The following is a 23264-nucleotide window of genomic DNA, read 5'->3' as shown; positions in this document are numbered from 1 at the left end:
CGTTAAATTAGCATTATATTTGAATATTATATTGTGTTGGCTCAATGACTCTAATTGGTAACAATAAGCCCAATACGACTATTCGTAACTTTGTTTAATCGAATGGTACAATTCAATAAACTCATCACTAGCAAGATCTTCTGGGGTCACGGGTAAGCCTCGCTCAGCAAAAACGCCTAATCTTTCCTCTAATTCTTCACCCGCACGCAACTCTCCGGTATAAAATGCAGCAGACCGAATAAAATCTAGATAAGTCACTTTTTCAGGCATGTAATGTAAGTCTGCCCAGCGTTCCACCACTTCCATCACCTCAGGAGCAAAGTCCCAAGTTTTTAATACAGCACGACCAATCGGCCCCTGCATTTTACGCACTAAACTGCGTAAGTCTTCAATTCGGCTAAACAATTCTGGGTGAACTTCTGCTTCAGTTAATACCGGTAATGCACCAATATTATGCACTAAACCCGCAAGGGTAAGCGTGTCACGGTCTAATTTTTTAGTGGGATGGCGTTTGTTATACATTTCAAGCACCGCACAAGATGAAGCGGTCACTTCAATAGATGTTTTCCATACTTCGTCCATTACCTCCCAAACCATTTCGTTTGTTGAGATAAATAACTGCTCCATAGCCACAGACGTCGTAATGGACTTAATTTGTACTAAGCCAATACGGCTCACCGCGGCATTGATGCTTTCTGCTTTATTACCACGAGAATATAAAGCACTGTTAGCCACTTTAATAATACGCGCTGAAATCGCAGCATCTTGCCCTATAATGTCTGCTACTTGTTTAAGGCTTGAATCTTGGCGGGACACAACTTCTTGAACACGCATAGCCACTTCAGGTAATGTTGGTAGAACTAAAGCGTCATCTTTAAGCTTTTTTAATAGTCCTACCAAGAGTTGATGTTCCGTGGACATGAAGTCTCCATAAATAAATAATTACTAATATTAAGATTATATACCCAAACCGAAAACGTTTGCGATCACTGAGCTAACTAGAATTCAATTAATTATAGCTTTCGGTTTTGGTTTATCGGTAAAAAAATTCTTCAATACTCTAAAAACACAACCAACCTCACAAATACCAAGGCTATATTTGTCCCAGCTAATATCCTTAAGTAAGCTTCGGCCCTTGAATCATACCATGTTCAACTAGGTCGAGAAAAACCATGTTTAAACCTGAATTATTATCTCCCGCTGGTACACTTAAAAATATGCGTTACGCCTTTGCTTATGGCGCAGATGCTGTTTATGCAGGCCAACCTCGTTACAGTTTACGAGTGCGAAATAATGATTTCAAAATGGAAAATCTTGCTTCTGGTATTGAAGAAGCTCACGCCCTAGGCAAAAAATTATATGTCGTCAGCAATATTGCACCACACAATGCCAAGCTAAAAACATATATTAAAGACATGGAACCCGTGATTGCGATGAAACCCGATGCGGTGATCATGTCAGATCCTGGGTTAATAATGATGGTGCGCGAAACGTTTCCAGAGCAAGTGGTTCACTTATCAGTTCAAGCTAATGCTATTAATTGGGCATCCGTCAAATTCTGGCAGCAACAAGGTATTAAACGGGTCATTTTATCTCGTGAATTGTCATTAGATGAAATTGAAGAGATCCGTCAACGTTGTCCAGATATTGAGCTTGAAGTATTTGTTCATGGTGCATTGTGCATGGCGTATTCTGGCCGTTGTTTATTGTCTGGTTACATGAATAAACGCGATCCCAATCAAGGCACTTGTACCAATGCGTGCCGTTGGAAATATGATGTGCATCAAGCACAGCAAACCGATTCTGGCGATATCATCCCTGTAGCACCAACTGTGCAGCTAGAAAACCCAACATTAGGCTCTGGACAACCCAGTAGCGACATAATTCTGTTACAAGAAGCTGGTCGTCCTGGCGAGTATATGCCAGCTTTTGAAGATGAACACGGCACCTATATTATGAATTCAAAGGATTTGCGAGCCATTCAACATGTGGATCGCTTGACCAGAATGGGCGTTGATTCATTAAAAATTGAAGGTCGTACTAAGTCTTTTTACTATGTTGCGCGCACAGCACAATTGTATCGTCAGGCCATAGAAGATGCAGCCGCAGGAAAAGACTTTGATCGTACTTTAATGAATAACCTTGAAGGTTTAGCCCATCGTGGTTATACCGAAGGTTTTTTACGCCGTCATGTTCATGATGAATATCAAAACTATCAATATGGTCATTCGGTTAGCGACAGTCAGCAGTTTGTGGGTGAGTTTACCGGCAAACGTAACGAGCAAGGGTTGGCAGAAATTGATGTGAAAAATAAATTCTCTGTTGGTGACAGTGTAGAAGTGATGACAACCGAAGGTAATTTTGTTATCACTATTGAATCATTAGTGAATCGTAAAAATGAGCAAATCGATGCTGCACTGGGTTCGGGTCATTTTGTATTTATGGCCATTCCACATAATATCAATGTCGATAAAGCCATGCTAATGCGTAATTTACCTGAGGGAATGGACACTCGAAACCCTCATCAACCTGCTTAACTTAAGGTTTTTATGGCATTAATTATTGACGATAGCTGTATTAATTGTGATATGTGCGAACCCGAATGTCCTAATGAGGCCATTACTATGGGTGAAGAAGTGTATGAAATTGATCCCGCATTATGCACCGAATGTGTTGGCCATTATGACAAACCGACATGTGTATCTGTGTGTCCGATTGACTGTATCGATCCCGACCCCAAACACGTCGAGTCGCAAGACGAGTTATTAATAAAATATAAAGTACTCACAGGTAAAGGCTAGATACTTAAGAGGCTCAACAATTTATTTATAATTTGAGAATAATAAATGCAAAAAAACAGCGCGAATAACGCCGTTTATTATCGCCAATGTTAATCCTTGGTTTGTAATGCATGCAGTAATTTTGCCATTTGTTCTATTCCCACTTGAGCAGGTTTAGGTAAATTATCTAACTCAATAGACATTAATAGGTTTTTTACTTCTAAACCTAATTCAGTATCCCCTTCAATACGTAATTTACGTTGAAAAAACAGTGTATCGGGATCTTCCTTGCCCGCTGCAACTAAAATTAACTCAGGCACATTGGCACTTAATGTCACATCCGGCTGAGTTAATCCTCGCACTCGCAATTCTTGTTCAATACCCACCTCAAAGTGTAAACCAATATCATCAATACAGATCCCTACCCACTTTTGTTTGAGGAAATGGAGTTCATCTGACTTTAATTGTTCTGTTAACACTAAATTCAATAGCTTATTGAGCGCGATCATTTTTAACTTATCTGGCATCAAATTAAGCGAACGACGACCCACCTTAGGCGCAATATGTAATAAGTGTTGTGAAAATTGGTGTGCAAACGCTTGAGCCATTGTAAATACCTGCCTACAAAAATAACTATTAATTAAGATAGTCTACTGGCAATTTATCTAACTAAACCTGTTTTAAATCAATTCATGTTAACTCAATCACATTTACACTCCTGATCTTTGAAAAAAACGAGAACACCAACATGGAACTCTTATGCCCCGCCGGTAATATAGCGTCACTCAAAGCCGCACTTAACGCTGGCGCTGATGCGGTTTATCTCGGACTTAAAGATGACACCAATGCGCGTTCCTTTGCCGGTTTAAACTTTTCGACCCTTCAACTAGCGCAAGCTACCAAACTGGCTCATGGCCAAGGACGAAAAGTATTTTTAACCCTTAACACCTTCCCGAAACCTGGACAAGAACATCGCTGGTATCAAGCTGTTGATTTAGCAGCTCAATTAGAAATGGACGCCCTCATTGTTGCTGATTTGTCATTGCTAGATTATGCCCACCAGCACTACCCTCACCTTACCTTGCATTTGTCTGTACAGGCTAGTGCGACCAATTTAGGGGCGCTGTCGTTTTATAAAGAAGCATTTAATATCGAACGTGCCGTTCTCCCTAGAGTACTGTCAATAAAACAAGTACGAGATTTAGCTAAAGTCAGCCCGGTCGAACTTGAAGTCTTTGCCTTTGGCAGTCTATGTATTATGGCTGAGGGTCGATGTCATTTATCGTCCTATGTGACAGGACAATCACCTAATACTGGCGGGTCGTGCTCGCCAGCCAATCATGTGCGTTGGCAAGATGACGGCAATGATAAACTCACCAGGCTTAATGACGTGTTAATCGATAAAGCTGATATAAGCCAGCAACTTGGGTATCCTGTGGTCTGTAAGGGCCGTTATATTGCCGAGTATGACCATGACGCGAAATATTTACTTGAGTCACCCACCAGCTTAAATACGTTAAGCTTATTGCCTCAACTGGCTCAAGCAGGAATAAAATCACTCAAAATTGAAGGACGACAACGAAGTCCTGCTTATGTGAGCCAAGTTACTCAAGTTTGGCGTAGCGCGATTGACACTTATTTCGCCAACCCCGAGTCGTTTTGCGAACAACCACAATGGGCACAAGTGTTAGCAAAAGTATCCGAAGGACAAATAACAACATTGGGTGCTTACGAGCGTCAATGGCAATAAGGTTATAAAATGAAAATATCTCTTGCTCCAATTAGCTACTGTTGGTCAAAACCTAACGTAGAAGCGTTTTATCAACACGTTGCTTTAAGTGATATCGATACCGTATATTTAGGTGAAACGGTATGCAGTCGCCGTCGAGAAGTGAAGTTTAATGACTACCTTGAACTCGCGAATATGCTTAAATCTCATGGTAAGCATGTGGTGCTATCAACAATGGCCCTGATAGAAGCACAATCTGAACTTAACGAATTAAAGCGTGCTATCGATAATGGTGATTTCAGTATTGAGGCTAATGACATGGCTGCAGTACATTATGCACACCAAGCTAAAGTCCCTTTTGTTTGTGGGCCAACAATCAATAATTATAATCGAACCAGTCTTGATTTATTGCACCGTAAAGGGATGTACCGCTTTGTTATGCCATGTGAATTATCGCAACAATGGTTAAGTAACGTTATCAACTACGGCGGTAAACCGGCTTTTGAAATAGAAGTGCTTGGCCATGGCTATATGCCATTAGCACTCTCAGCGCGCTGTTTTACTGCCAAACATTACCGGTTACCTAAAGATAAATGCCAAACCATTTGCCAACGTCATAGCAAAGGCTTACTTGCTCAAACACAAGAATCGCAACCCTTATTGCGTCTAAATGGCATCCAAACTCAATCAGCGGCGCAGGTAAATTTAATTAACCAAATCCCACAGATGCTCGATATGGGAATTGATTACTGGCGAATATCACCTAACAAATTAGCCGATATAACTCTGGGTTCAGACTTAGCCCATGCTTTAGAACAAGTCAAAACGGATACACTTAACAAAGAAGCACTGTTCACAAAACAGTTTAATGACAATAAATCTGTGTCGGCGGCCAGCCATCATTGCAATGGTTATTGGTTAGGATTACCCGGTATGGATTATGTGCTTGAGTCCAATCCTCCAAGGCTATAATCTAAAAAACACTCGCTAGCCATTAATCAATAGGTCATATATTGACACAATATTGATATTTTTTAATGGCTATCGAGTAGTTGTAAATTCCACAAAACCAAAATAAAAACACGCTAATTACAAAATACTAAACATTTAGTTAAATTAGTATTTCATTATATAAAAAGTGATTCTTTCAAAGCAAATAACTACTCACATTTCACTAATATCTATTCGGTTAAGTTATCATTTTACAAGCTGTAAATAAGGGGGTAACCTTGCCTACCAAAAAATACAACTGAATGGACATTCAATGTCTGTCCATGATAAACAGTTGGAAAGGACAGCTTTCCCAACTTAAAGCAAATATGTAGGGTGAATTTAACGTGACACAGAAAAAACACAGCATCAAAACAATCCTCACCTTTATTATTCCATCACTGATTGGTTTATTATTGTTTATGACCCCAATTAACATCGAAGGGTCTATTACCATTCCAATCGCTATCATCTCAAAAGCATTGCAAAGCCAAATGGGCAGTTCGATTCAGCTTATTGTTACCTGTATTGTTGTATTAATGGCATTCGCCTCACTGTTTACTCAGATCATTAATCCTAAATTTGTGCGTAAAAACACTTTTTTACGCACTTTACTGAAAGTAAATTTATTCTGGTTAGTCGTGCGGATACTGGGGGCAATCTTTATTGTCATGGTTTACTTGCAAGTGGGACCGGATGCGATTATTTCATCGTCAACTGGCGGCCTAGTACTCAATGATTTAGTCCCAGTTTTGTTCTCGGTATTTATTTTTGCCGGTATGTTATTACCCTTATTACTTAATTTTGGCTTATTAGAGTTTTTTGGTACTTTATTAACCAAAGTGATGCGGCCAATATTTAATTTACCAGGACGAAGTGCCATTGACTGTATGGCGTCTTGGTTAGGTGATGGCAGCGTGGGCATTTTAATGACCACCAAACAATACGAAACCCGTTTCTATACTGCCCGTGAAGCTGCTGTCATAGGTACTACGTTCTCTGCAGTGTCAATAACGTTCAGTCTAGTGGTGATATCACAAGTCAAACTAGAACATCTTTTTGCGCCATTTTATCTCACCGTATGTCTAGCAGGCTTTGTTGCCGCAATCATAGTTCCTAAACTACCTCCACTATCATGGAAGAAAGATCTTTACATCGATAACACTCCTCGCCACGAAGATGACGAAACGATCCCAGCTAATCATGGGGTATTTTCATGGGGATTTGATCAAGCAATGCAACGAGCATCCACTGCTGGTGGAATTAAACATGTTCTGACTGAAGGGATTAAAAACGTTGTCGATATGATATTTGGTGTTATCCCCGTTGTTATGGCTATTGGCACAGTAGCTTTGATATTAGCGGAACACACACCAATTTTTAATTACTTAGGTATGCCATTTATTCCATTTTTAGAATTACTCCATATTCCAGAAGCTACCGAAGCCTCAAAAACGATTGTTGTTGGCTTTGCGGATATGTTTATTCCATCCATTTTAGCCAGTTCGATAGAATCTGACTTAACACGCTTTGTGATTGCTGCTTTATCTGTTACTCAGCTTATTTATATGAGTGAAGTGGGTGCACTTTTAATTGGCAGTAAAATCCCTGTTAACTTTTTTGAACTATTCGTCATCTTTATTCTACGAACGTTAGTAACCTTGCCTATTATTGCGTTAATGGGCCACTTGCTGGTTTAATTTCACAAGCGAACTCAACACCACTAAATAAACTGAAGCGCATGCGCTTCAGTTTATGTTAAAAATTTTCTGCGTAACCGAGATAAATCGAGTATGCTTAAAAAGTAACATTAACGACATATCATTATAATGCTGAATAACTAAGGGCAAACCATGGACGATAGGCGTAAGTTTTCTCGTATTTTATTTGCAGCCAGTGCTTACCTCACGCAAGCAGAGAAAACATGGCAAACAAAAATTTTAGATTTAAGTCTCAATGGCGCCTTAGTAGAAAGACCTGCAGATTACAATGAGCAGCCAGATAGCATGTTAACGCTAAAATTTATGCTAGCAGACTCCGCTATTGAATTAACAATGGAAACTGAAATTGTGCATAAAACGCCTGAACATCTTGGCTTAAAATGTACACATATTGATGTTGACAGTATCACCCACCTTCGAAGAATAATTGAATTAAATATGGGTGATGCCCAGCTATTAAACCGTGAACTTACGTTTTTAATCGCTCCGTAGTGACTAATAAAAAATTAATTAATAACGTCGCGAAAACAAAAAAAGGTAAATCATTGATTTACCTTTTTTATATGAGCCATTTGCACAATGGATGATTAATGAATGAGCTCAAGTAGCTCATGAATAGTTTTTACCGGAGTGATTTTGGCGCCTAACCCTTCCATGGTTTTATGGTAATTCCGAAATGGAATAAAAATCTCCGTAAACCCGTGCTGTGCAGCTTCTTTTACCCTTGGAACACCACTGTCAATTGGACGTACATCGCCGTTCAAACTCAACTCACCCATAATACAAGTGGTTCTAGGCACCACAAAGTCATTTAAGCTGCTCAATAATGCCGTAACAAGCGCTAAATCAATACAGGTTTCTGATTCATCAATTTTCAATCCGCCGACAATGTTGAAAAAAGTATCATGATATATCTTGGTTTTAGTATGTTTACGTAAAATCCCCGTTAACATCTTAATTCGGTTCATGTTAAGACCGACACATACACGCTGCGGAAATTCAGACTCAGTTTCAGTCGTTAAACATTGTATTTCTAACAACAAATTACGATTACCTTTACGAATACAGGTAATTGTCGAACCAGGTGATTCTGTGGTGGAGCCCGATAAAAATATTTCGCTAGGGTTATCAACACTGAGCATTCCACGCTCACTCATACGAAAAATACCCACGGTATCGACATCACCAAAACGGTTTTTATTGGCTCGTAAGGTACGAATTTGGCCATCATTAGTGTCAATATGTAGCAAGGAATCCACAATATGGACTAAGGTTTGCGGTCCAGCGATTTCATTATTTTTATTCACATGAGCAATAATAAACATAGTCACGTTATTTTTTTTACAGTATTGCGTAAACGCTTGTGCAGCGGTTTTAACTTGCGACGGCGATCCTGGACTCCCATTTGCAGAATCTGTAACGACTGCTTGAATAGAATCGATTACGGCAAATTTAATTTGCTTGGCTTCTAATTCCTCAATAATCGCTTCTACGCTGGTTTCAGACAACAGAAACAAGTTATCTTCGTTATAATTAAGCTTTAAACGATTAACGCGATTCTTAAATTGGGATAATGACTCTTCTGCAGTACAGTACAACGACGCCATTGATTGTGACATTCGTGCAACTAAATCGGATAACAAAGTTGTTTTACCCGCACCAGGATCACCTGAAATAATATTAACAGAACCAGTTGTTAATCCACCGCTTAATACTCTGTCTAACTCACCAATTTCAGTGAGTCTTTTTTCAGCTTCAACAGATTCAACTTCACTCAGCTTTTTGGAACCACCACCAACAGCACCAGCGTAGCCCAATACCGATGAACGCGAGGTTGAACTCTTTGATGCCGACAACCTCATTTCAACTAAAGAGTTCCACGCACCACAACGACATTGTCCCTGCCAACGCGGATAATCTTGACCACAATCGTCACAAACAAATGTCATTTTTGGAGCTTTTGCCATGTTAAATCCCATGTTGTAAATTAATTAAGACATTTTAATTCAAACTACTCGATCTAAAAAGTTATCAATAGTTACAGAGAAAATGCGTTTATTATTGTGCCAAATGACTATCGACAAAAGCAAAGTGGCGACTTAAATAACTCATGCTCACAACAATAATAATGTTCTTTAACCAGAATCTTGCCAACGGTTAAAATTTTGCTCACACTTATAAAAATTAAGTATAAATAACAATAAGTGGATAAGTACTTAATCAATATTGCATTATCTGTAACACATCATGTTAATCTGAGTTATGCTGCTATTCGTAAGCATATCATTTCAACATCGTTTACTAACAACACATAAATGTATAATGCAATAAAGATCAACGCTTTCTTGCCGATAACATTATCAGCCAGACTCACAATAAGCATTTAAAACGACATAATAATGAGTTTAGAAAACCACAGTGCATTAATTGAACAACTAAAGCCTCTGATCATGGAACCTGATTTTCAGGACATTTTCGAACAGTTGACAGTTGACGAATCAAATTCAACCCGTTTCCTATTGAAAATGGAGTTGAATCGTATCTCGTCTTTGTGCACGCGTATTATTGATTTACGTGATAAAACAGAACTGCCTTGTGAAGAGGTACTCATCGCTGGCCAAAGGCATTTTCTAGACGAACCTGCTAAAGATGCATTACTACAATCACTGCCATTATACTGTAACAAATACACTCTTGGTGTATACGAGCATGTGATAAAAAAACATAAATTACGCCGCCTTAAACTAAGAGAAAACTTCACGGTAGATGTGATTACCGAAAACAATCCATTTATTGTTCCTGGTGTTGTATTAGGCAGTTACTTTAATCGCTGCGAAGAAAGAATGAACTATAGCATTCGCATTATGGTTTCTCAGGAAGGGCTCAAAGAGATTAATGGTGTAACGCTGGATTTATCAGTCGGTGGTGCTCGTATAAAGTTGCCATTAAAACATCACTTAGACCAAGACAAGCCTTTACGAGTGAAGCTACTAGAACTCAGTGATGAATTTTACCTAGACGACTTGCACCAAGGCGTTGATTATCAAGTAGTTGATATTCAAAACAAAGATGGTAGTGCCGTATTTAGATTAAAAAGACTTGGGGGGGAGAGGCATTAGACAGTTTATTATCCCAGCTTATCCGAGGTTATAAATTCCGTTATAAAGTAGATGTTAACGATGTCATTGTTACCGCGACAGGATTAGGCTATGAGCGCCATTACTTACCGCTGCTAACACATTTACCACTTTTCGTTGCTATGGTTGACGGCAAACCGCAGGTGACTTACGAATTATTGGGGAGAGGAAACCAACCTATCCAGCATTATTTTCAAGATGAAAATGAAATAAGTCAATTATCCAGTTTTATTAATAGCAGGCGCTTAACCCAATTAATCAAGTATCCTGATAATTCTGAACATAGTTACTTATTTAGTTTTATCCATAACGCCAATGGTAAATTACATTTTTACTCTGCCACGTTCGCGGAGCTAAAAGCGACCAAAAACATTAATTTATTCTTAGGTTTTGCCTCAACAAAAACCAGTTGGAGAGTATTTAAAGTGGTCTCACAGGCGATTGATCACAGTAAAAATTACAAAACCTCAACTTTACCTGGTGATGATGCCCGTTATTCTTCCCTAACAGAACCACAATTAGGTCAATTTAGTCATACATTGCAATTAATTGATTTAACCAACGAAGACGCTCGTAAAGATTACCAGGACTGGTTTGATCAATCAGATGTCAATGGTTTAAAAATTTTTGCCCAAGCAAAAATTAAGCAGCACAGTATCAAAAAAGTATCCATGCCATTTAGTGAGCGAAGACATGAAGCTCGATTTGCCTTCAAAACCTTAATTACCGTCCAACAAGGTGATAAGCAGGCATCGGGTATCACTCACGATATTTCGAGTCGTGGTTTACAAATTATGTTAGAAAAGACCGCCAACTTTGATGAACCTGGTGCCATAACATTATCATTTCCAAGACTTCAAGCCGCAGCGGGTAAAACGAATTTATCAAATTTACCATATCAATTAATACGAAGCCGAATGAATGGACTGATTTTACATGTCAGTGCCACTATTGGCCATTCACCACATGACGGTGTAGAGTTTTTAAATAAACTCATTGCCCGCAACAAACAAAAACTTGAGCAATTATCTGATAATGAAGGCCAGAAAAAAGAATTAGCAGACGGAATGAAAAACCTTTTGATGCGCCAATTACCAGGTGTTCCTTACTTTATTGAAAGAACAGCAAAATCGGCACAAATGGCATATATAGGAATAGGCACAACGACAGATGAAATAAGCCATTTGTTTGCCCAAGACAGTGATAAAGTCCTTGAATACAACTTAAAACCGCTACTGGATAACAAGGTATTGAAACAACAAATTATAGATCCTATAAAATTAATGAAACCAAATGATAATATGGCCTTTTTTGAGGTATTTATAAAACTTACCCGCCTCCCTAGAGGCGCAATAGATATCCAATGCAAACTCAAGTCTGAAGTGGGCAATAGAGAACAACAAATAGAGTTTATCTGTCAAAGTAAGAAAACAGGTCGTTTCATGGCTTTAAGAGTGTACCTAGGAGCAACTAGTAAACCTGATATGAGCTATATTAGACGTGAGCTAGAATATATTCATATACATGCCATTCATCGTGCCAAACAGTTAGAAGATCAATTATGGAGAGTCATTGGCTCTGGGGAATTACTCGATATTACCACCGAAGTTGAATTCCGCTTTCCAAGTGTCATGACGCTAACCTAATCAATGCTCTGCTAGGCCCAAATACCATTGTTTAATTTGTACAAAATGATCTTGCTCTGCCTGTCGTTCTGTCAACATACCTGCGTGATTATAATCCATTAAATTACCCTTTTCTTTAGCGAGCAATGTGTACTTAATCTGGGTAAAACCACATTCATCGATCATATCGCGTACATCTGATGGATTGCCTAAAACATGATCATTTTTCCCCGCAATGAACCAAGCCTGTGGCCATAGTGCTTTTGTTGCAGCTTGGGCATAGTGAAAATGATCGTCATGATCAATCCAATCCCCCTTAACCCAATCAATGGTTTGCAATAAAGATGCACGGCTTTCATTGTCCATACCGACACGAAGCCGACTGGCATCAAAGTAGCCTTGTTTGGCTATATACAATGGCGCAAAACGATTCCAGAAAAAATCTACCATTAACCATTTCTTAAATGACTTCACCTTGATAGTGCGTTTAGAGCCAAAAGTTAATAGTGATGCAACACTGGATTGTAAATGAGTATAGCGAGCCAAACTGCTTGCCATTAATACCCCTCCCCATGAATGTGCACACCAATGTACTTTATTCACCAAAGGGTGACGCTGGGTAATAAAATGTTGTACTAAAGGCAATTGTTCACGAATGACTTCACCTTGACCCAAAGAGAAATGACGATCAATAACAGGCTTACTCAAGCCACGTCCGGCTGTATCCATAACATAAACATCAAAACCAGCCTTAGCCAAAAAACACCCTAGACCGCGCCCTGTGTCGCTGTAAAATACCCTGCCATTTGACATAGCACCATGCAACATCAAAATGGGGATCCCCAGAGGTGTTAATGTCGTAGGACGAATATGCCGAAGATGTAATGAACCATCACGGTATGGAATATAGAGAGAGTCTTGGAGGATATCTTTAGTCAAAATAGGCAGTTATATTAGTAATAATAAATCTAAAACTAACATTACTGCCATGAATTACAACTAGAATAGAGTAACTATTCTATATTTAACGTGCTTTATAAGCATTAATACTGTCTTTATAGCTGTAAACAAAAAACCAAGGCACGTAAATCGACATGTTGTATTGAAGCATCTGCGGCGGCAATTAATTTAGGCTTAGCATGAAATGCCAATCCTAAATCAGCGGCCTGGATCATCGCAATGTCATTGGCACCATCACCAATCGCCACTCGTTGGCCTGATGCGATAGACCATTGTTCAGCACACTGATTCACCACGTTAGCTTTGTATTGAGCATCCACGACATCACCGGTCACTTCACCGCTGAGCTTACCATCAATAATAACCAGTTCATTGGCAAACGCGGCGTCTAAATTCAGTAATGTCTTTAAATGGCACACAAATGGAGTAAAGCCACCGGAAGCGACTACTAGCTTCCATTGATGCGTTTTTAATTCGGCTAACATCGCTTCAAGGCCTGACATTAATGGCAAGGTATCGCATAATTGCTGAATAATCGCCGCATCGGCTCCAGCAAGCTTGCTGACACGTTGTCTTAAAGATTGTTCAAAATCTAGTTCACCACGCATTGCACTTGCTGTAACGGCGGCAACTTCTTCACCAACGCCAGCCATCAAGGCAAGTTCGTCAATACATTCGATTTCAATCGCTGTGGAATCCATATCCATCACCAACAAACCCGGTTGATTGAGGCGAGCTAAAGGCTGTTGAATAAGCACAATCTCAGCAGCTATATTCGTTGGGAATGACGCAATCCATTGATCATTCGCCACTTGGGCCGCCAATTCAAAACCTAATAAATCATTCTGCCTGTCAAGCTTTGCAATATGGGCATTCGTTGGAATAGAGGATAACCAAGACTCAATTTCAGTTGAGCATTCAACACTAAAAATCACTCGACAACGGTACGATAAATGAGCTTGCAAATTATTCAAATAATCTGATTCTCGATAACGATATAACACACAGTTTAGATGTTGATATGTCTCACAACTACCTGAAAATAACCAATTTAGTAAAATATTATCTTGTTGATCAAGCATCAATACGGCCTCTTAGTATGTTACGACTATCTACTAACAAATTTTTCGATTAGTATAGCTTTTAGATGATTCTCTGTAATTAGATGACTACTGAAGGGCTAACCGTAAAAAAGCCTCAAATAACAGGTTCTAATTAAATAGAAAAAACACTGAGGATTAAAGTGATTTTTATTAAAGGCCTTAAGAAAAGACAAAAATTCAGCAGAATTGTGCAAATCATTGTAGCAATAGTACTGATATTCGGTCTAATACAATTGTGGCAGTCGAGCTTACGTAATGGTCAAAAATTACTAAACTCACAAACAAAAGTGATGGCTCGACTGTTAGCACAACAGGCTGCTAATGGTGCAGCTCCTGCAATGTATTTGCAAAATGATGAACAACTTCAATGGTTAGCATCAGCACTTGCGGCTGATCCTAAAGTGATGTCGGTGAATATCTATAATTCGCAAGGTGTCAGATTGGCTTTTGCACAAAGTGTGTCGTATGAAAACTTAGAAGCCGATTCAGAAACATTAAAAGGTTTATTAAAACCGTATCCTCCATTAATTGAAAACGTGATTCAAGATAATAATAATTTAGGGTACGTGGAAGTACGTTTAAATCTCGATATTTTTTTTGATGAAATCAAAGTGCTGTATGAACAAAATATGCAATTACAACAGATGATGTTGATTGTAGCTGGCTTTATTGGCTTATTACTTTCGCGCGCATTATCATTTAAACGAGCAGATTTTGATCGCCGAAAAACACGGCTCAAATCACATAAAAAAATCAAAAAGACATCGTTGACTCCCCACTCTGCAACAGATATTGATAGCAAAGAGTAATCTACAAACAAAAATGGGCACTAATCAGTGCCCATTTTATTATGTACCATAAAGATTAAAGCGTTAATGCTGCATCTAAGGTCATAACAATCATCTCGCTGAATGTAGTTTGACGCTCATCAGAAGTGGTTTTTTCACCAGTACGAATGTGGTCAGATACCGTCACGACACACAAGGCTTTTGCACCTAATTCATGTGCAACACCATACAAACCAGCAGCTTCCATTTCGACGCCTAAAACACCCATCTTTTCCATCACATCAAACATTTGAGGATCTGGAGTGTAGAATAAATCAGCAGAGAAAACGTTACCAACACGGATCTTCGTTCCATGTTTTTTAGCTGAATCAACGACAGCGCTTAATAAGCTGTAATCAGCAATAGCAGCAAAATCGTTATCTTTAAAACGTAAACGATTCACGCGTGAGTCTGTACATGCACCCATACCAATAATCACGTCACGCACTTTTACATCAGTGCTAATAGCACCACAAGTACCAACACGGATTAGGTTTTTAACGCCATAATCTTTGATTAATTCATGAGCATAAATTGAACAAGATGGAATTCCCATACCTGAACCCATAACCGAAATACGCTTACCTTTATAGGTACCAGTAAAACCAAGCATGTTACGAACATCTGTTACTTGCTCAACATTTTCTAGAAATGTTTCTGCAATGTATTTTGCACGTAATGGATCTCCTGGGAAAAGTACTGTATCACCAAAAGCACCTTCAACAGCATTAATATGTGGTGTAGCCATGTTATAACCCCTATGTTTCTATTTTATATTACTAAATCATGTATGCAGTTTAGCAAAGGCATTAAACTTTATATAGAACCGTCGTTTGAAAATGTGACTAATTAATAAAAGATTCACCATAATTCATTGGTTCTAACTTAAAATAACTCGCAATAGACTGACCAATATCAGCAAAAGACTTACGGCGACCTAATGAACCCGCAGGTAAACCAGCACCATAAGCTAAAACCGGTACGCGTTCACGAGTATGCTCAGTACCCACCCAGGTAGGATCACAACCATGATCTGCTGTAAATAAAACAAGGTCATCTGGCTCTAAAGCCGCAAATAACTCAGGTAAACGAGAATCAAAATATTCAAGAGCTTTAGCATAACCAGCGGTGTCACGACGATGACCATAATGTGAGTCAAAATCAACAAAGTTAGTAAATACAATGGTGTTATCATCCGCACGCTTGATTTGCGCTAAGGTTTCATCAAATAACTCTTCAAGACCCGTGGCTTTAAATTGTTGAGTAATACCACTATGAGCATAAATATCGGCAATTTTACCAATACTCACCACTTCACCACCAGCATCTTTCATTTTATCGAGCACTGTTGGTGCTGGCGGTAATACCGCGTAATCATGGCGATTGCCTGTACGCGCAAAATCTATCGCTCCAGTCCCTACAAACGGGCGCGCAATAACACGGCCAATATTATAAGGCTCTAACTCTTCACGAGCGATTTTGCATAAGTTGTATAGGTTTTCTAGGCCAAATGATTCTTCATGACAAGCTATTTGAAATACCGAATCGGCAGAAGTGTAAAAAATAGGCTTACCTGTTTTCATGTGCTCTTCGCCTAATTCTTCAAGAATTTTAGTGCCTGAAGCATGGCGGTTACCTAAGAAGCCGTCTAATCCGGCGCGTTTTAGGATTTTATCGGTTAATTCTTTAGGAAATGAATTGGTTAGATCGCTGAAATATCCCCATTCATATAAAACGGGTACACCAGCCATTTCCCAATGACCACTTGGTGTATCTTTGCCAGAGCTTAATTCATCAGCATGACCATAAGCACCAATAAGCTCAACATTATCACCAAAACCAGCAGCAAATTGGCCAGTACTTTCAAAGCCTGCGTGACCTAAACCTAATCGAGCAAGATTGGGTAGTTTTAAAGGCCCTTGTCGGCCAATATCCGCTTTACCTTCTGCACACGCCTGCGCAATGTGCCCAAAAGTATCGGAACCGACATCACCAAACTTATCTGCATCGGTGGCTGCACCGACACCAAAAGAATCGAGCATTAAAATAAAAGTTCGTTTCATCATGTTTTCCCTTTATAAATCTGAAGCGCGAATATAACGATATATTTCAGGCGTCTTCTCAGGCGCACTATCGCCAATAACAATCGCTTGCTGAACAGCTGCAGCGGCTTCTGCAAAAGCATCTTCAGATTGAGCATGGATCATCGCTAACGGGACATCTTTATTAACTTCCTGACCCAATGCACACACTTGAGTTAATCCAACACTGTAATCCAATACATCACCAGGTTTACGACGTCCGCCACCTAAGGTAACAACAGATAAACCAAGTTCGCGTGTATCCATTTTATAAGCAAAACCAGATGTGTTCGAATAAACTGGACGTATAATCTTCGCTTGAGGTAAGTATTTATCATATGCCTCAACGAAATCGGTTGGACCACCCAGACCAGACACCATTTTAGCAAACGCTTCAGCGGCTTTACCATTATCGAGTACAGCATTTAACTTATTACGTGCTTCAGCTTCATTTTGTGCAATACCACCTAAAATGAGCATTTCTGCACATAATCCCATGGTGACAGCATATAAACGCGGATTACGATATTGACCAGTTAAAAAGTTAATCGCTTCACGAACTTCTACAGCATTACCTGCACATGAAGCCAACACTTGGTTCATATCCGTTAATAACGCGGTTGTTTTTGTGCCCGCACCGTTTGCGACAGCAGTAATACTACGGGCTAATTCTTCAGATGCTTCGTAGGTTGGCATAAATGCACCACTTCCTACTTTTACATCCATAACAAGGGCATCAAGTCCAGCAGCTAACTTTTTAGATAAAATGGATGCGGTAATTAACGAAATAGATTCTACAGTGGCGGTATTATCGCGAATGGAATAGAAACGCTTGTCTGCCGGTACTAAGTCACCAGTCTGGCCAATAATGGCAACACCAGCGTCTTTTACGACTTTGCGGAACAATTCACTTGAAGGCTCAGTTTGATATCCAGGAATAGCATCAAACTTATCTAGTGTACCACCAGTATGACCTAGACCACGCCCAGAAATCATCGGTACATAACCACCACAAGCAGCAGCCATAGGACCAAGCATTAGGCTGATAACATCACCTACGCCGCCAGTACTATGTTTATCAATAATAGGACCATCAAGGCCGAGTGAATCCCAATTTAATACTGTTCCGGAATCGCGCATCGCAATAGTTAATGCTATACGTTCGTCCATATTCATGTCTTTGAAATACACCGCCATGCCGAACGCAGCAATTTGACCTTCAGAAACCGTATTATGAGTTATACCATCAACAAAAAATTGAATTTCAGCCGTACTTAGTGCATCGCCGTTGCGTTTTTTGCGAATAATCTCTTGAGCAAGAAACATATGAGTCCCCTTTAGGCAATCCAACACCTTGAGGATCGCCATTAATATCTGAAATGTCATCAGATGATGACGCTTTGCATGACCATTAGCGGTCATGCAAAATGAGTGTTAATGCATAATACGAATTAGTAGCCTGAAGTCGATTTAGGCGCTTCAGTCATTTCAAGGGTATGCAGTAAGCTGTTTAATAGGCTAGAGGCACCAAAACGGAATGTTTGCGGACTGACCCAATCAGCACCTAAAATGCGTTCGGCTAGGTCTAAAAATTCTGCAGTTTTTTCGGCATCACGTACACCACCAGCTGGTTTAAAACCAACTTGGCGATTTTTTTCACTGATCACAGTTAGCATTATTTCAGCCGCTTCAATCGTGGCATTAACCGGTACTTTCCCGGTTGATGTTTTGATGAAATTAGCACCTGCATCAATAGCTATTTCTGATGCTTTACGAATTAAAGCAGGATCTTTCAACTCGCCAGATTCGATAATCACTTTTAAAAGGACATCTTCACCGCATTCTTCTTTACACGCTTTTACCAATTCAAAGCCAACCGTCTCATTACCAGCCATTAACGCTCTGTAAGGAAACACAACATCCACTTCATCGGCACCATAGGCAACAGCAGCACGGGTTTCTAACACGGCAATGGCAATATCATCATTACCATGAGGAAAGTTAGTCACTGTAGCAATTTTAATGTCTTCACAATCAAGCTCATTAAGTGTTTTACGTGCGATAGGAATAAAGCGAGGATATATACATATAGCGGCGGTATTGCCAGCAGGAGACTTGGCTTTATGGCACAAATCAATCACTTTTTGTTCTGTATCATCATCATTTAATGTGGTTAAATCCATTAATGAAATACCGCGTAGTGCCGCTTTTTTTAAATCAGTCATAATTGCTCTCCGAAACGAAAAATCAAAGTCGATAAATTTTTTCAGGCAATACTATTGAACAGGCATATGATTAAATTATGGCCGGGCTTTCAGTACTGCCAGTAAATCTAGGTGATATTTACTAACCTAGGTATTCAATCTGATAACGAGTACCACGACTTGAATCCTTGAAGACCGGAAAAGGTAAAACAAAGATATTTGTTTTAACTATTCCGCGAAAAATCCATTTTAGCGCGTAAAAATAAAACTTTGTAGAGTACAAACCTTTATATAAAACCACGATATATTCACATAATTTTAGATAAAGATTTAGATGTTTATTTAATTTTTGCTTTAAAATTTGGAGCCACAATCTGCGGCCCCAATATAACTAACTCATTAACAATTAGATTTTGTAAGTTGCAGTAAGGAAGTGAGTCCAACCAGTAGTGTCTAAACCACCGAAACCAAAAGTATCATTTTTAAATGCATTATCGTTCAAGCCATAAGAATGGTAGAAGTACTTACCACCATAACCTAGTGCGAAACGATCTGTATGGTAGTAAAGACCGAAGAATACAGCACCACCGTGTTCTGTGTTGTTATAGTCGCCATCAGTGTTCATACCGGAATATTCTTCATCCATGTCGAACTGATAATCAACATAACCTTGGAAAGATAAAAAACTCTTATCTTCGAAGAATACAAATGGCTTGAACCAGTTAGCTGAGAATTGGTAACCATTCCAATCTTTACGGTTAATGTCATAAGCACCATAAAGGTTCATGCCAGTTTTACCTAACCATGGAACCATTACATCTGCACCAACACCCCAGAAAGACATGTTAACATCGCCGCCACCATTGCCTTCTGTATTGATAGCGCCACCACCCCAGTTAAATAGAGTAGATAAATACACTTCCTGAACTGGGCCGAAAGATAAATCGGTACCAGTAATAGCATCAAGTGAGAAACGAGGAGCTAACTTCATGAACATTTTGCTCGCGCCGTCAGCTTTATCGCCTGAATCACTGTTGCCTAAGTTGAACACATCAACATAACCATATAGGTCAACAAAACCAGAACGACCGCCAAACTCCATTTCTAAATAGTTATGAGTAGCTTCATCTTCGTTTGCAATTGGATGCTCATCTATTGCATACATAATGTTAAACTGCATCCACTTGTAATCATTAGCGTGAATGTCACCAGTTTGTTCAGCAGCAGAAGCAGTAAATGCAGAACCGGCTAGAGCAACAGTACTTGCCAATACTAAAGTATTTAATTTTTTCATCATCAACCCCATGTATATTATTTAACTATCTTCGTGGATAGCACTTCTTTTTAGTCATTCGCATTTTACCGTTACTGATATAAATCTCAATATTTAATCAATAAAAAACGAATACAAAATTCTTTTATGTGAACAATGTCGCGACTTTTTGTCTACACATTATTAACAATTTGACATTTTACCTTTGGCTAGAGGATTTAAAGCATCCTTTTTTACAATCAATAAAACGGCATAACTTCATATTGGGAAACGGTGGATTAACACAAAAATCAATAACAACTTTCTTAAAAAACTGGGTCTCTAATTTATTATTGATATAAAGACCCAGCTTTTGGGGTTTTCCCCAAGGACTTCTTCTTAGATAGCTAAGAATAAACCGGCTAATGTCGCACTCATTAAGTTAGCTAATGAACCAGCGATAACAGCACGGATACCTAATTTTGCAAGGTCATGGCGACGTGCAGGAGCCATAGCACCTAAACCACCAAGTAAGATTGCAATAGAAGATAAGTTAGCGAATCCACACAATGCGAAAGAGATAATCGCTTTAGTACGGTCTGACATCATAATGCCAGTTTCTGCCACTACTTTGAAACCTTCAGCAGATGCATCTAATAGATACGGAGCGAAGTTCAAGTAAGCAACAAATTCGTTAACAACAATCTTTTGCCCGATGAAAGAACCCGCAACTAGCGATTCATTCCAAGGTACACCGATTAAGAATGCTAAAGGCATGAAGATATAACCTAGGATAAGTTCAAGAGTAATACCCTCTAAACCGAACCAACCTGTTATACCACCGATGATACCGTTGATCATTGCGATTAAACCAACGAATGCGATCAACATAGCACCAACGTTTAACGCAAGGTGCATACCTGATGCAGCACCTGAAGCAGCAGCGTCTAATACGTTTGCTGGCTTATCAGGATCATCTGGTAATTCATCCATTTCATTGATAGAGGCTTCTGTTTCTGGGTGCATCAGTTTAGCCATTAATAGACCACCTGGTGCCGCCATGAAAGACGCAGCAACTAAGTATTGAATTGGAACACCCATTTGTGCATAACCAGCTAATACTGAACCAGCGATTGATGCTAAGCCACCAACCATGATGGCAAATAGCTCAGACTGAGTCATTGTCGCAATAAACGGACGCACAACTAATGGTGCTTCAGTTTGACCAACGAAGATATTCGCTGTAGCTGACATAGATTCGGTACGACTAGTACCTAATGCTTTTTGTAGTCCACCACCGATAATACGGATGATCCACTGCATAATGCCTAAATAGTAAAGCACTGCAATTAGAGAAGAGAAGAATATAATGACAGGTAATACGTTGATGGCGAAAATGAAACCAACTTTAAAGTTAGCCAAATCACCAAATAAGAAGCTAGTACCTGCTTGTGCATAACTAATCACACTTGATACTGCGTCTGAAACACCTTTCAGTATATCTTTACCGACTGGTACATATAATACGAAACCAGCGAAGAATGCTTGAATTGCTAAAGCACCACCGACTGTACGTACATTAATTGCTTTTCTATTATTTGATAGTGCAAAACCTATCAATAGTAAGGTGACCACCCCTACTAAACTCATTACTATATCCATTAATCATCACCCTTTTGTTAACAGTTTTTTTGAATGTTGTTAACTCACCTAATTTCCGTTGACGATTATAACTGAGCATGAAACGAAAAGCGTTGTTTTGATCAAGCTTTTAAAGTTTAATTTCAATCTCTTAGCAAATTAAATAACAAATTGATGTTTTCGTTTCAATAAAAAAGACTAAAGCTCAAATAGTTGCACAGCATTTTTATTCAACTGTTCTAATATACAGACAATTTCTTTTTTCTTTAAAAATGCGATTTCGGACACAATTCTACTTAATATAAGAGGAGTATTACGCGTTTTTGGATGGTCAAAAGGAGGCATACTAGGTGAATCGGTTTCTATTAAGAAGTGTTCTAAGGGTAAATTTGTTACTGTTTGGCGAAGTTTTGTTGCATTTGGATTGAGTATTAAAGCCCCTATGCCCAGTTTAAAACCTAGATCAATATATCGTTTGGCAATGTCATTGTTACCATAAAATCCGTGCACGACCCCGCTTCGGTCTAGCTTCATTTTCCCTAATATAGCTAAAAGCTCTTGATGAGCTTTAACTGCATGTAAAATAACCGGAAATCGATAAGTTTTTGCAAGCAACAATTGTTGTTCAAGTAACGATAATTGTTTATCCGACCAATGATGCAATTTATCTAACCCACACTCCCCTACCGCGACTAAACGCTTGTTCCCCCTATATTTCTGTAAAACTTCATCAAGCTGAATAATGGCAGCCTCAATATCATCTGGTACATACCAAGGGTGAATACCAAGAGAGAAATAACAGTCATATTGCTGTGCTATTTGGATTTGCTTTTGCCATTGTTCAACCGATACTCCAGGTATAATAGCGGAGGTAATGCCTTGATGATGCATTGCATCAAATACCAGTGCTCTATCATCATCGAACGCAGCCATGTCGAGGTGAGCATGAGTATCAATCATAAAATTGCCTTTTTATACTATCGCCTACATTAGTATCGATAGTTGGTTGTAATGTGGCTATTGATATTACAATATTATTTTCATGTTCGTTCACTATTGGCAAACAACAATGTTGGTTTTCTAGCATTAACCCCATATCATCACACCAAAAAATATATTTTTGCCAATGGCTTATAATAAATAGCTTAAATATAGCTTTATTCATCTTAAGACTCCCAAAAAAACACCAACAAAAAAGGCGGCAAAGCCACCTT

The 23264-nt window shown here is 39.1% G+C and carries 20 protein-coding genes and 1 pseudogene; 8 read left to right on the top strand and 13 right to left on the bottom strand.

Translation table 11 applies throughout. The features are described from left to right. Positions 1–78: 78 nt before the first annotated feature. A complete protein-coding gene (locus tag FCN25_RS15520; RefSeq protein WP_137226303.1) occupies positions 79–921 on the bottom strand; it encodes an HDOD domain-containing protein in 843 nt (280 codons plus the stop codon). Positions 922–1172: 251 nt separating this feature from the next. Here FCN25_RS15520 and yegQ point away from each other — a divergent pair, with 251 nt between their 5' ends. Next, positions 1173–2537, top strand: coding sequence for a tRNA 5-hydroxyuridine modification protein YegQ (gene yegQ, locus FCN25_RS15515; RefSeq protein WP_137226301.1), 1365 nt, complete (start codon positions 1173–1175; stop codon positions 2535–2537). A gap of 12 nt (positions 2538–2549) precedes the next feature. Continuing rightward, positions 2550–2801, top strand: a complete 252-nt coding sequence (locus FCN25_RS15510) for a YfhL family 4Fe-4S dicluster ferredoxin (RefSeq protein WP_137226299.1) — start codon at positions 2550–2552, stop codon at positions 2799–2801. Positions 2802–2890: 89 nt separating this feature from the next. Here the strand turns inward: FCN25_RS15510 and FCN25_RS15505 are convergent, their stop codons facing one another. Further along, positions 2891–3388, bottom strand: a complete 498-nt coding sequence (locus FCN25_RS15505; RefSeq protein WP_137226297.1) for an SCP2 domain-containing protein — start codon at positions 3386–3388, stop codon at positions 2891–2893. A gap of 140 nt (positions 3389–3528) precedes the next feature. Between FCN25_RS15505 and FCN25_RS15500 the strand changes: the two genes are divergently transcribed. From FCN25_RS15500 to FCN25_RS15485, 4 genes are all read left to right on the top strand, one after another. Then, on the top strand, positions 3529–4530 hold the full coding sequence (locus tag FCN25_RS15500) for a peptidase U32 family protein (RefSeq protein ID WP_137226295.1): 1002 nt from the start codon (positions 3529–3531) through the stop codon (positions 4528–4530). Positions 4531–4539: 9 nt separating this feature from the next. Continuing rightward, the gene (locus FCN25_RS15495) at positions 4540–5481 is read left to right on the top strand and encodes a U32 family peptidase (RefSeq protein WP_137226293.1); all 942 of its coding nucleotides are present in this window, start codon (positions 4540–4542) and stop codon (positions 5479–5481) included. A gap of 440 nt (positions 5482–5921) precedes the next feature. After that, positions 5922–7199: a YjiH family protein gene (locus tag FCN25_RS15490; RefSeq protein ID WP_254693783.1), complete on the top strand. Its 1278-nt coding sequence runs from the start codon at positions 5922–5924 to the stop codon at positions 7197–7199. A 153-nt stretch (positions 7200–7352) separates the two neighbouring features. Next, entirely contained in the window at positions 7353–7712 is a 360-nt protein-coding gene (locus FCN25_RS15485) for a PilZ domain-containing protein (protein WP_137226289.1), read from the top strand. A gap of 95 nt (positions 7713–7807) precedes the next feature. Here FCN25_RS15485 and radA read toward each other — a convergent pair whose 3' ends face one another. Then, a complete protein-coding gene (gene radA, locus FCN25_RS15480; protein ID WP_137226287.1) occupies positions 7808–9187 on the bottom strand; it encodes a DNA repair protein RadA in 1380 nt (459 codons plus the stop codon). A 432-nt stretch (positions 9188–9619) separates the two neighbouring features. Between radA and FCN25_RS15475 the strand changes: the two are divergent. After that, positions 9620–12003 (top strand): annotated as a pseudogene (locus FCN25_RS15475) (PilZ domain-containing protein). Here FCN25_RS15475 and FCN25_RS15470 read toward each other — a convergent pair. Both FCN25_RS15470 and serB read right to left on the bottom strand, forming a co-directional pair. Continuing rightward, the gene (locus FCN25_RS15470) at positions 12004–12921 is read right to left on the bottom strand and encodes an alpha/beta fold hydrolase (protein ID WP_137226285.1); all 918 of its coding nucleotides are present in this window, start codon (positions 12919–12921) and stop codon (positions 12004–12006) included. A gap of 116 nt (positions 12922–13037) precedes the next feature. Next, positions 13038–14024, bottom strand: a complete 987-nt coding sequence (serB, locus tag FCN25_RS15465; RefSeq protein ID WP_137226283.1) for a phosphoserine phosphatase SerB — start codon at positions 14022–14024, stop codon at positions 13038–13040. Positions 14025–14185: 161 nt separating this feature from the next. On the opposite strand from serB, the gene FCN25_RS15460 reads away from it, so the two are divergent. Next, positions 14186–14854, top strand: a complete 669-nt coding sequence (locus FCN25_RS15460; protein ID WP_137226281.1) for an AhpA/YtjB family protein — start codon at positions 14186–14188, stop codon at positions 14852–14854. Between the two features lie 55 nt (positions 14855–14909). Here the strand turns inward: FCN25_RS15460 and deoD are convergent, their stop codons facing one another. The 8 genes from deoD to FCN25_RS15420 all read right to left on the bottom strand — a co-directional run bounded on the left by deoD (position 14910) and on the right by FCN25_RS15420 (position 23215). Continuing rightward, positions 14910–15620, bottom strand: a complete 711-nt coding sequence (gene deoD / locus FCN25_RS15455; protein ID WP_137226279.1) for a purine-nucleoside phosphorylase — start codon at positions 15618–15620, stop codon at positions 14910–14912. A gap of 97 nt (positions 15621–15717) precedes the next feature. Further along, positions 15718–16935 (bottom strand): phosphopentomutase, encoded by a 1218-nt coding sequence (locus FCN25_RS15450; RefSeq protein WP_137227430.1) that lies wholly within the window; start codon positions 16933–16935, stop codon positions 15718–15720. Between the two features lie 12 nt (positions 16936–16947). After that, positions 16948–18279 carry a thymidine phosphorylase gene (deoA, locus tag FCN25_RS15445; RefSeq protein WP_137226277.1) on the bottom strand — a complete coding sequence of 444 codons (1332 nt, stop codon included), beginning with the start codon at positions 18277–18279 and terminating at the stop codon, positions 16948–16950. A gap of 125 nt (positions 18280–18404) precedes the next feature. Continuing rightward, complete coding sequence (gene deoC, locus FCN25_RS15440; protein ID WP_137226275.1) at positions 18405–19178, bottom strand: deoxyribose-phosphate aldolase; 774 nt, start codon at positions 19176–19178, stop codon at positions 18405–18407. Between the two features lie 385 nt (positions 19179–19563). Then, positions 19564–20451: an outer membrane protein OmpK gene (locus FCN25_RS15435; RefSeq protein ID WP_175405946.1), complete on the bottom strand. Its 888-nt coding sequence runs from the start codon at positions 20449–20451 to the stop codon at positions 19564–19566. 357 nt (positions 20452–20808) lie between these two features. Beyond that, positions 20809–22071 (bottom strand): NupC/NupG family nucleoside CNT transporter, encoded by a 1263-nt coding sequence (locus tag FCN25_RS15430; RefSeq protein WP_137226271.1) that lies wholly within the window; start codon positions 22069–22071, stop codon positions 20809–20811. Positions 22072–22248: 177 nt separating this feature from the next. After that, positions 22249–23010, bottom strand: a complete 762-nt coding sequence (locus tag FCN25_RS15425) for a TatD family hydrolase (protein ID WP_137226269.1) — start codon at positions 23008–23010, stop codon at positions 22249–22251. Next, positions 23003–23215 (bottom strand): hypothetical protein, encoded by a 213-nt coding sequence (locus tag FCN25_RS15420; RefSeq protein WP_137226267.1) that lies wholly within the window; start codon positions 23213–23215, stop codon positions 23003–23005. The genes FCN25_RS15425 and FCN25_RS15420 overlap by 8 nt, the downstream gene beginning before the upstream one ends. Positions 23216–23264 lie beyond the last annotated feature (49 nt).

This window comes from Shewanella sp. MEBiC00475 (assembly GCF_005234075.1).
Taxonomy (GTDB): domain Bacteria; phylum Pseudomonadota; class Gammaproteobacteria; order Enterobacterales; family Shewanellaceae; genus Shewanella; species Shewanella polaris.
Note: the sequence above shows the minus strand (reverse complement) of the source record. Positions and strands in the feature narration are given on the sequence as shown.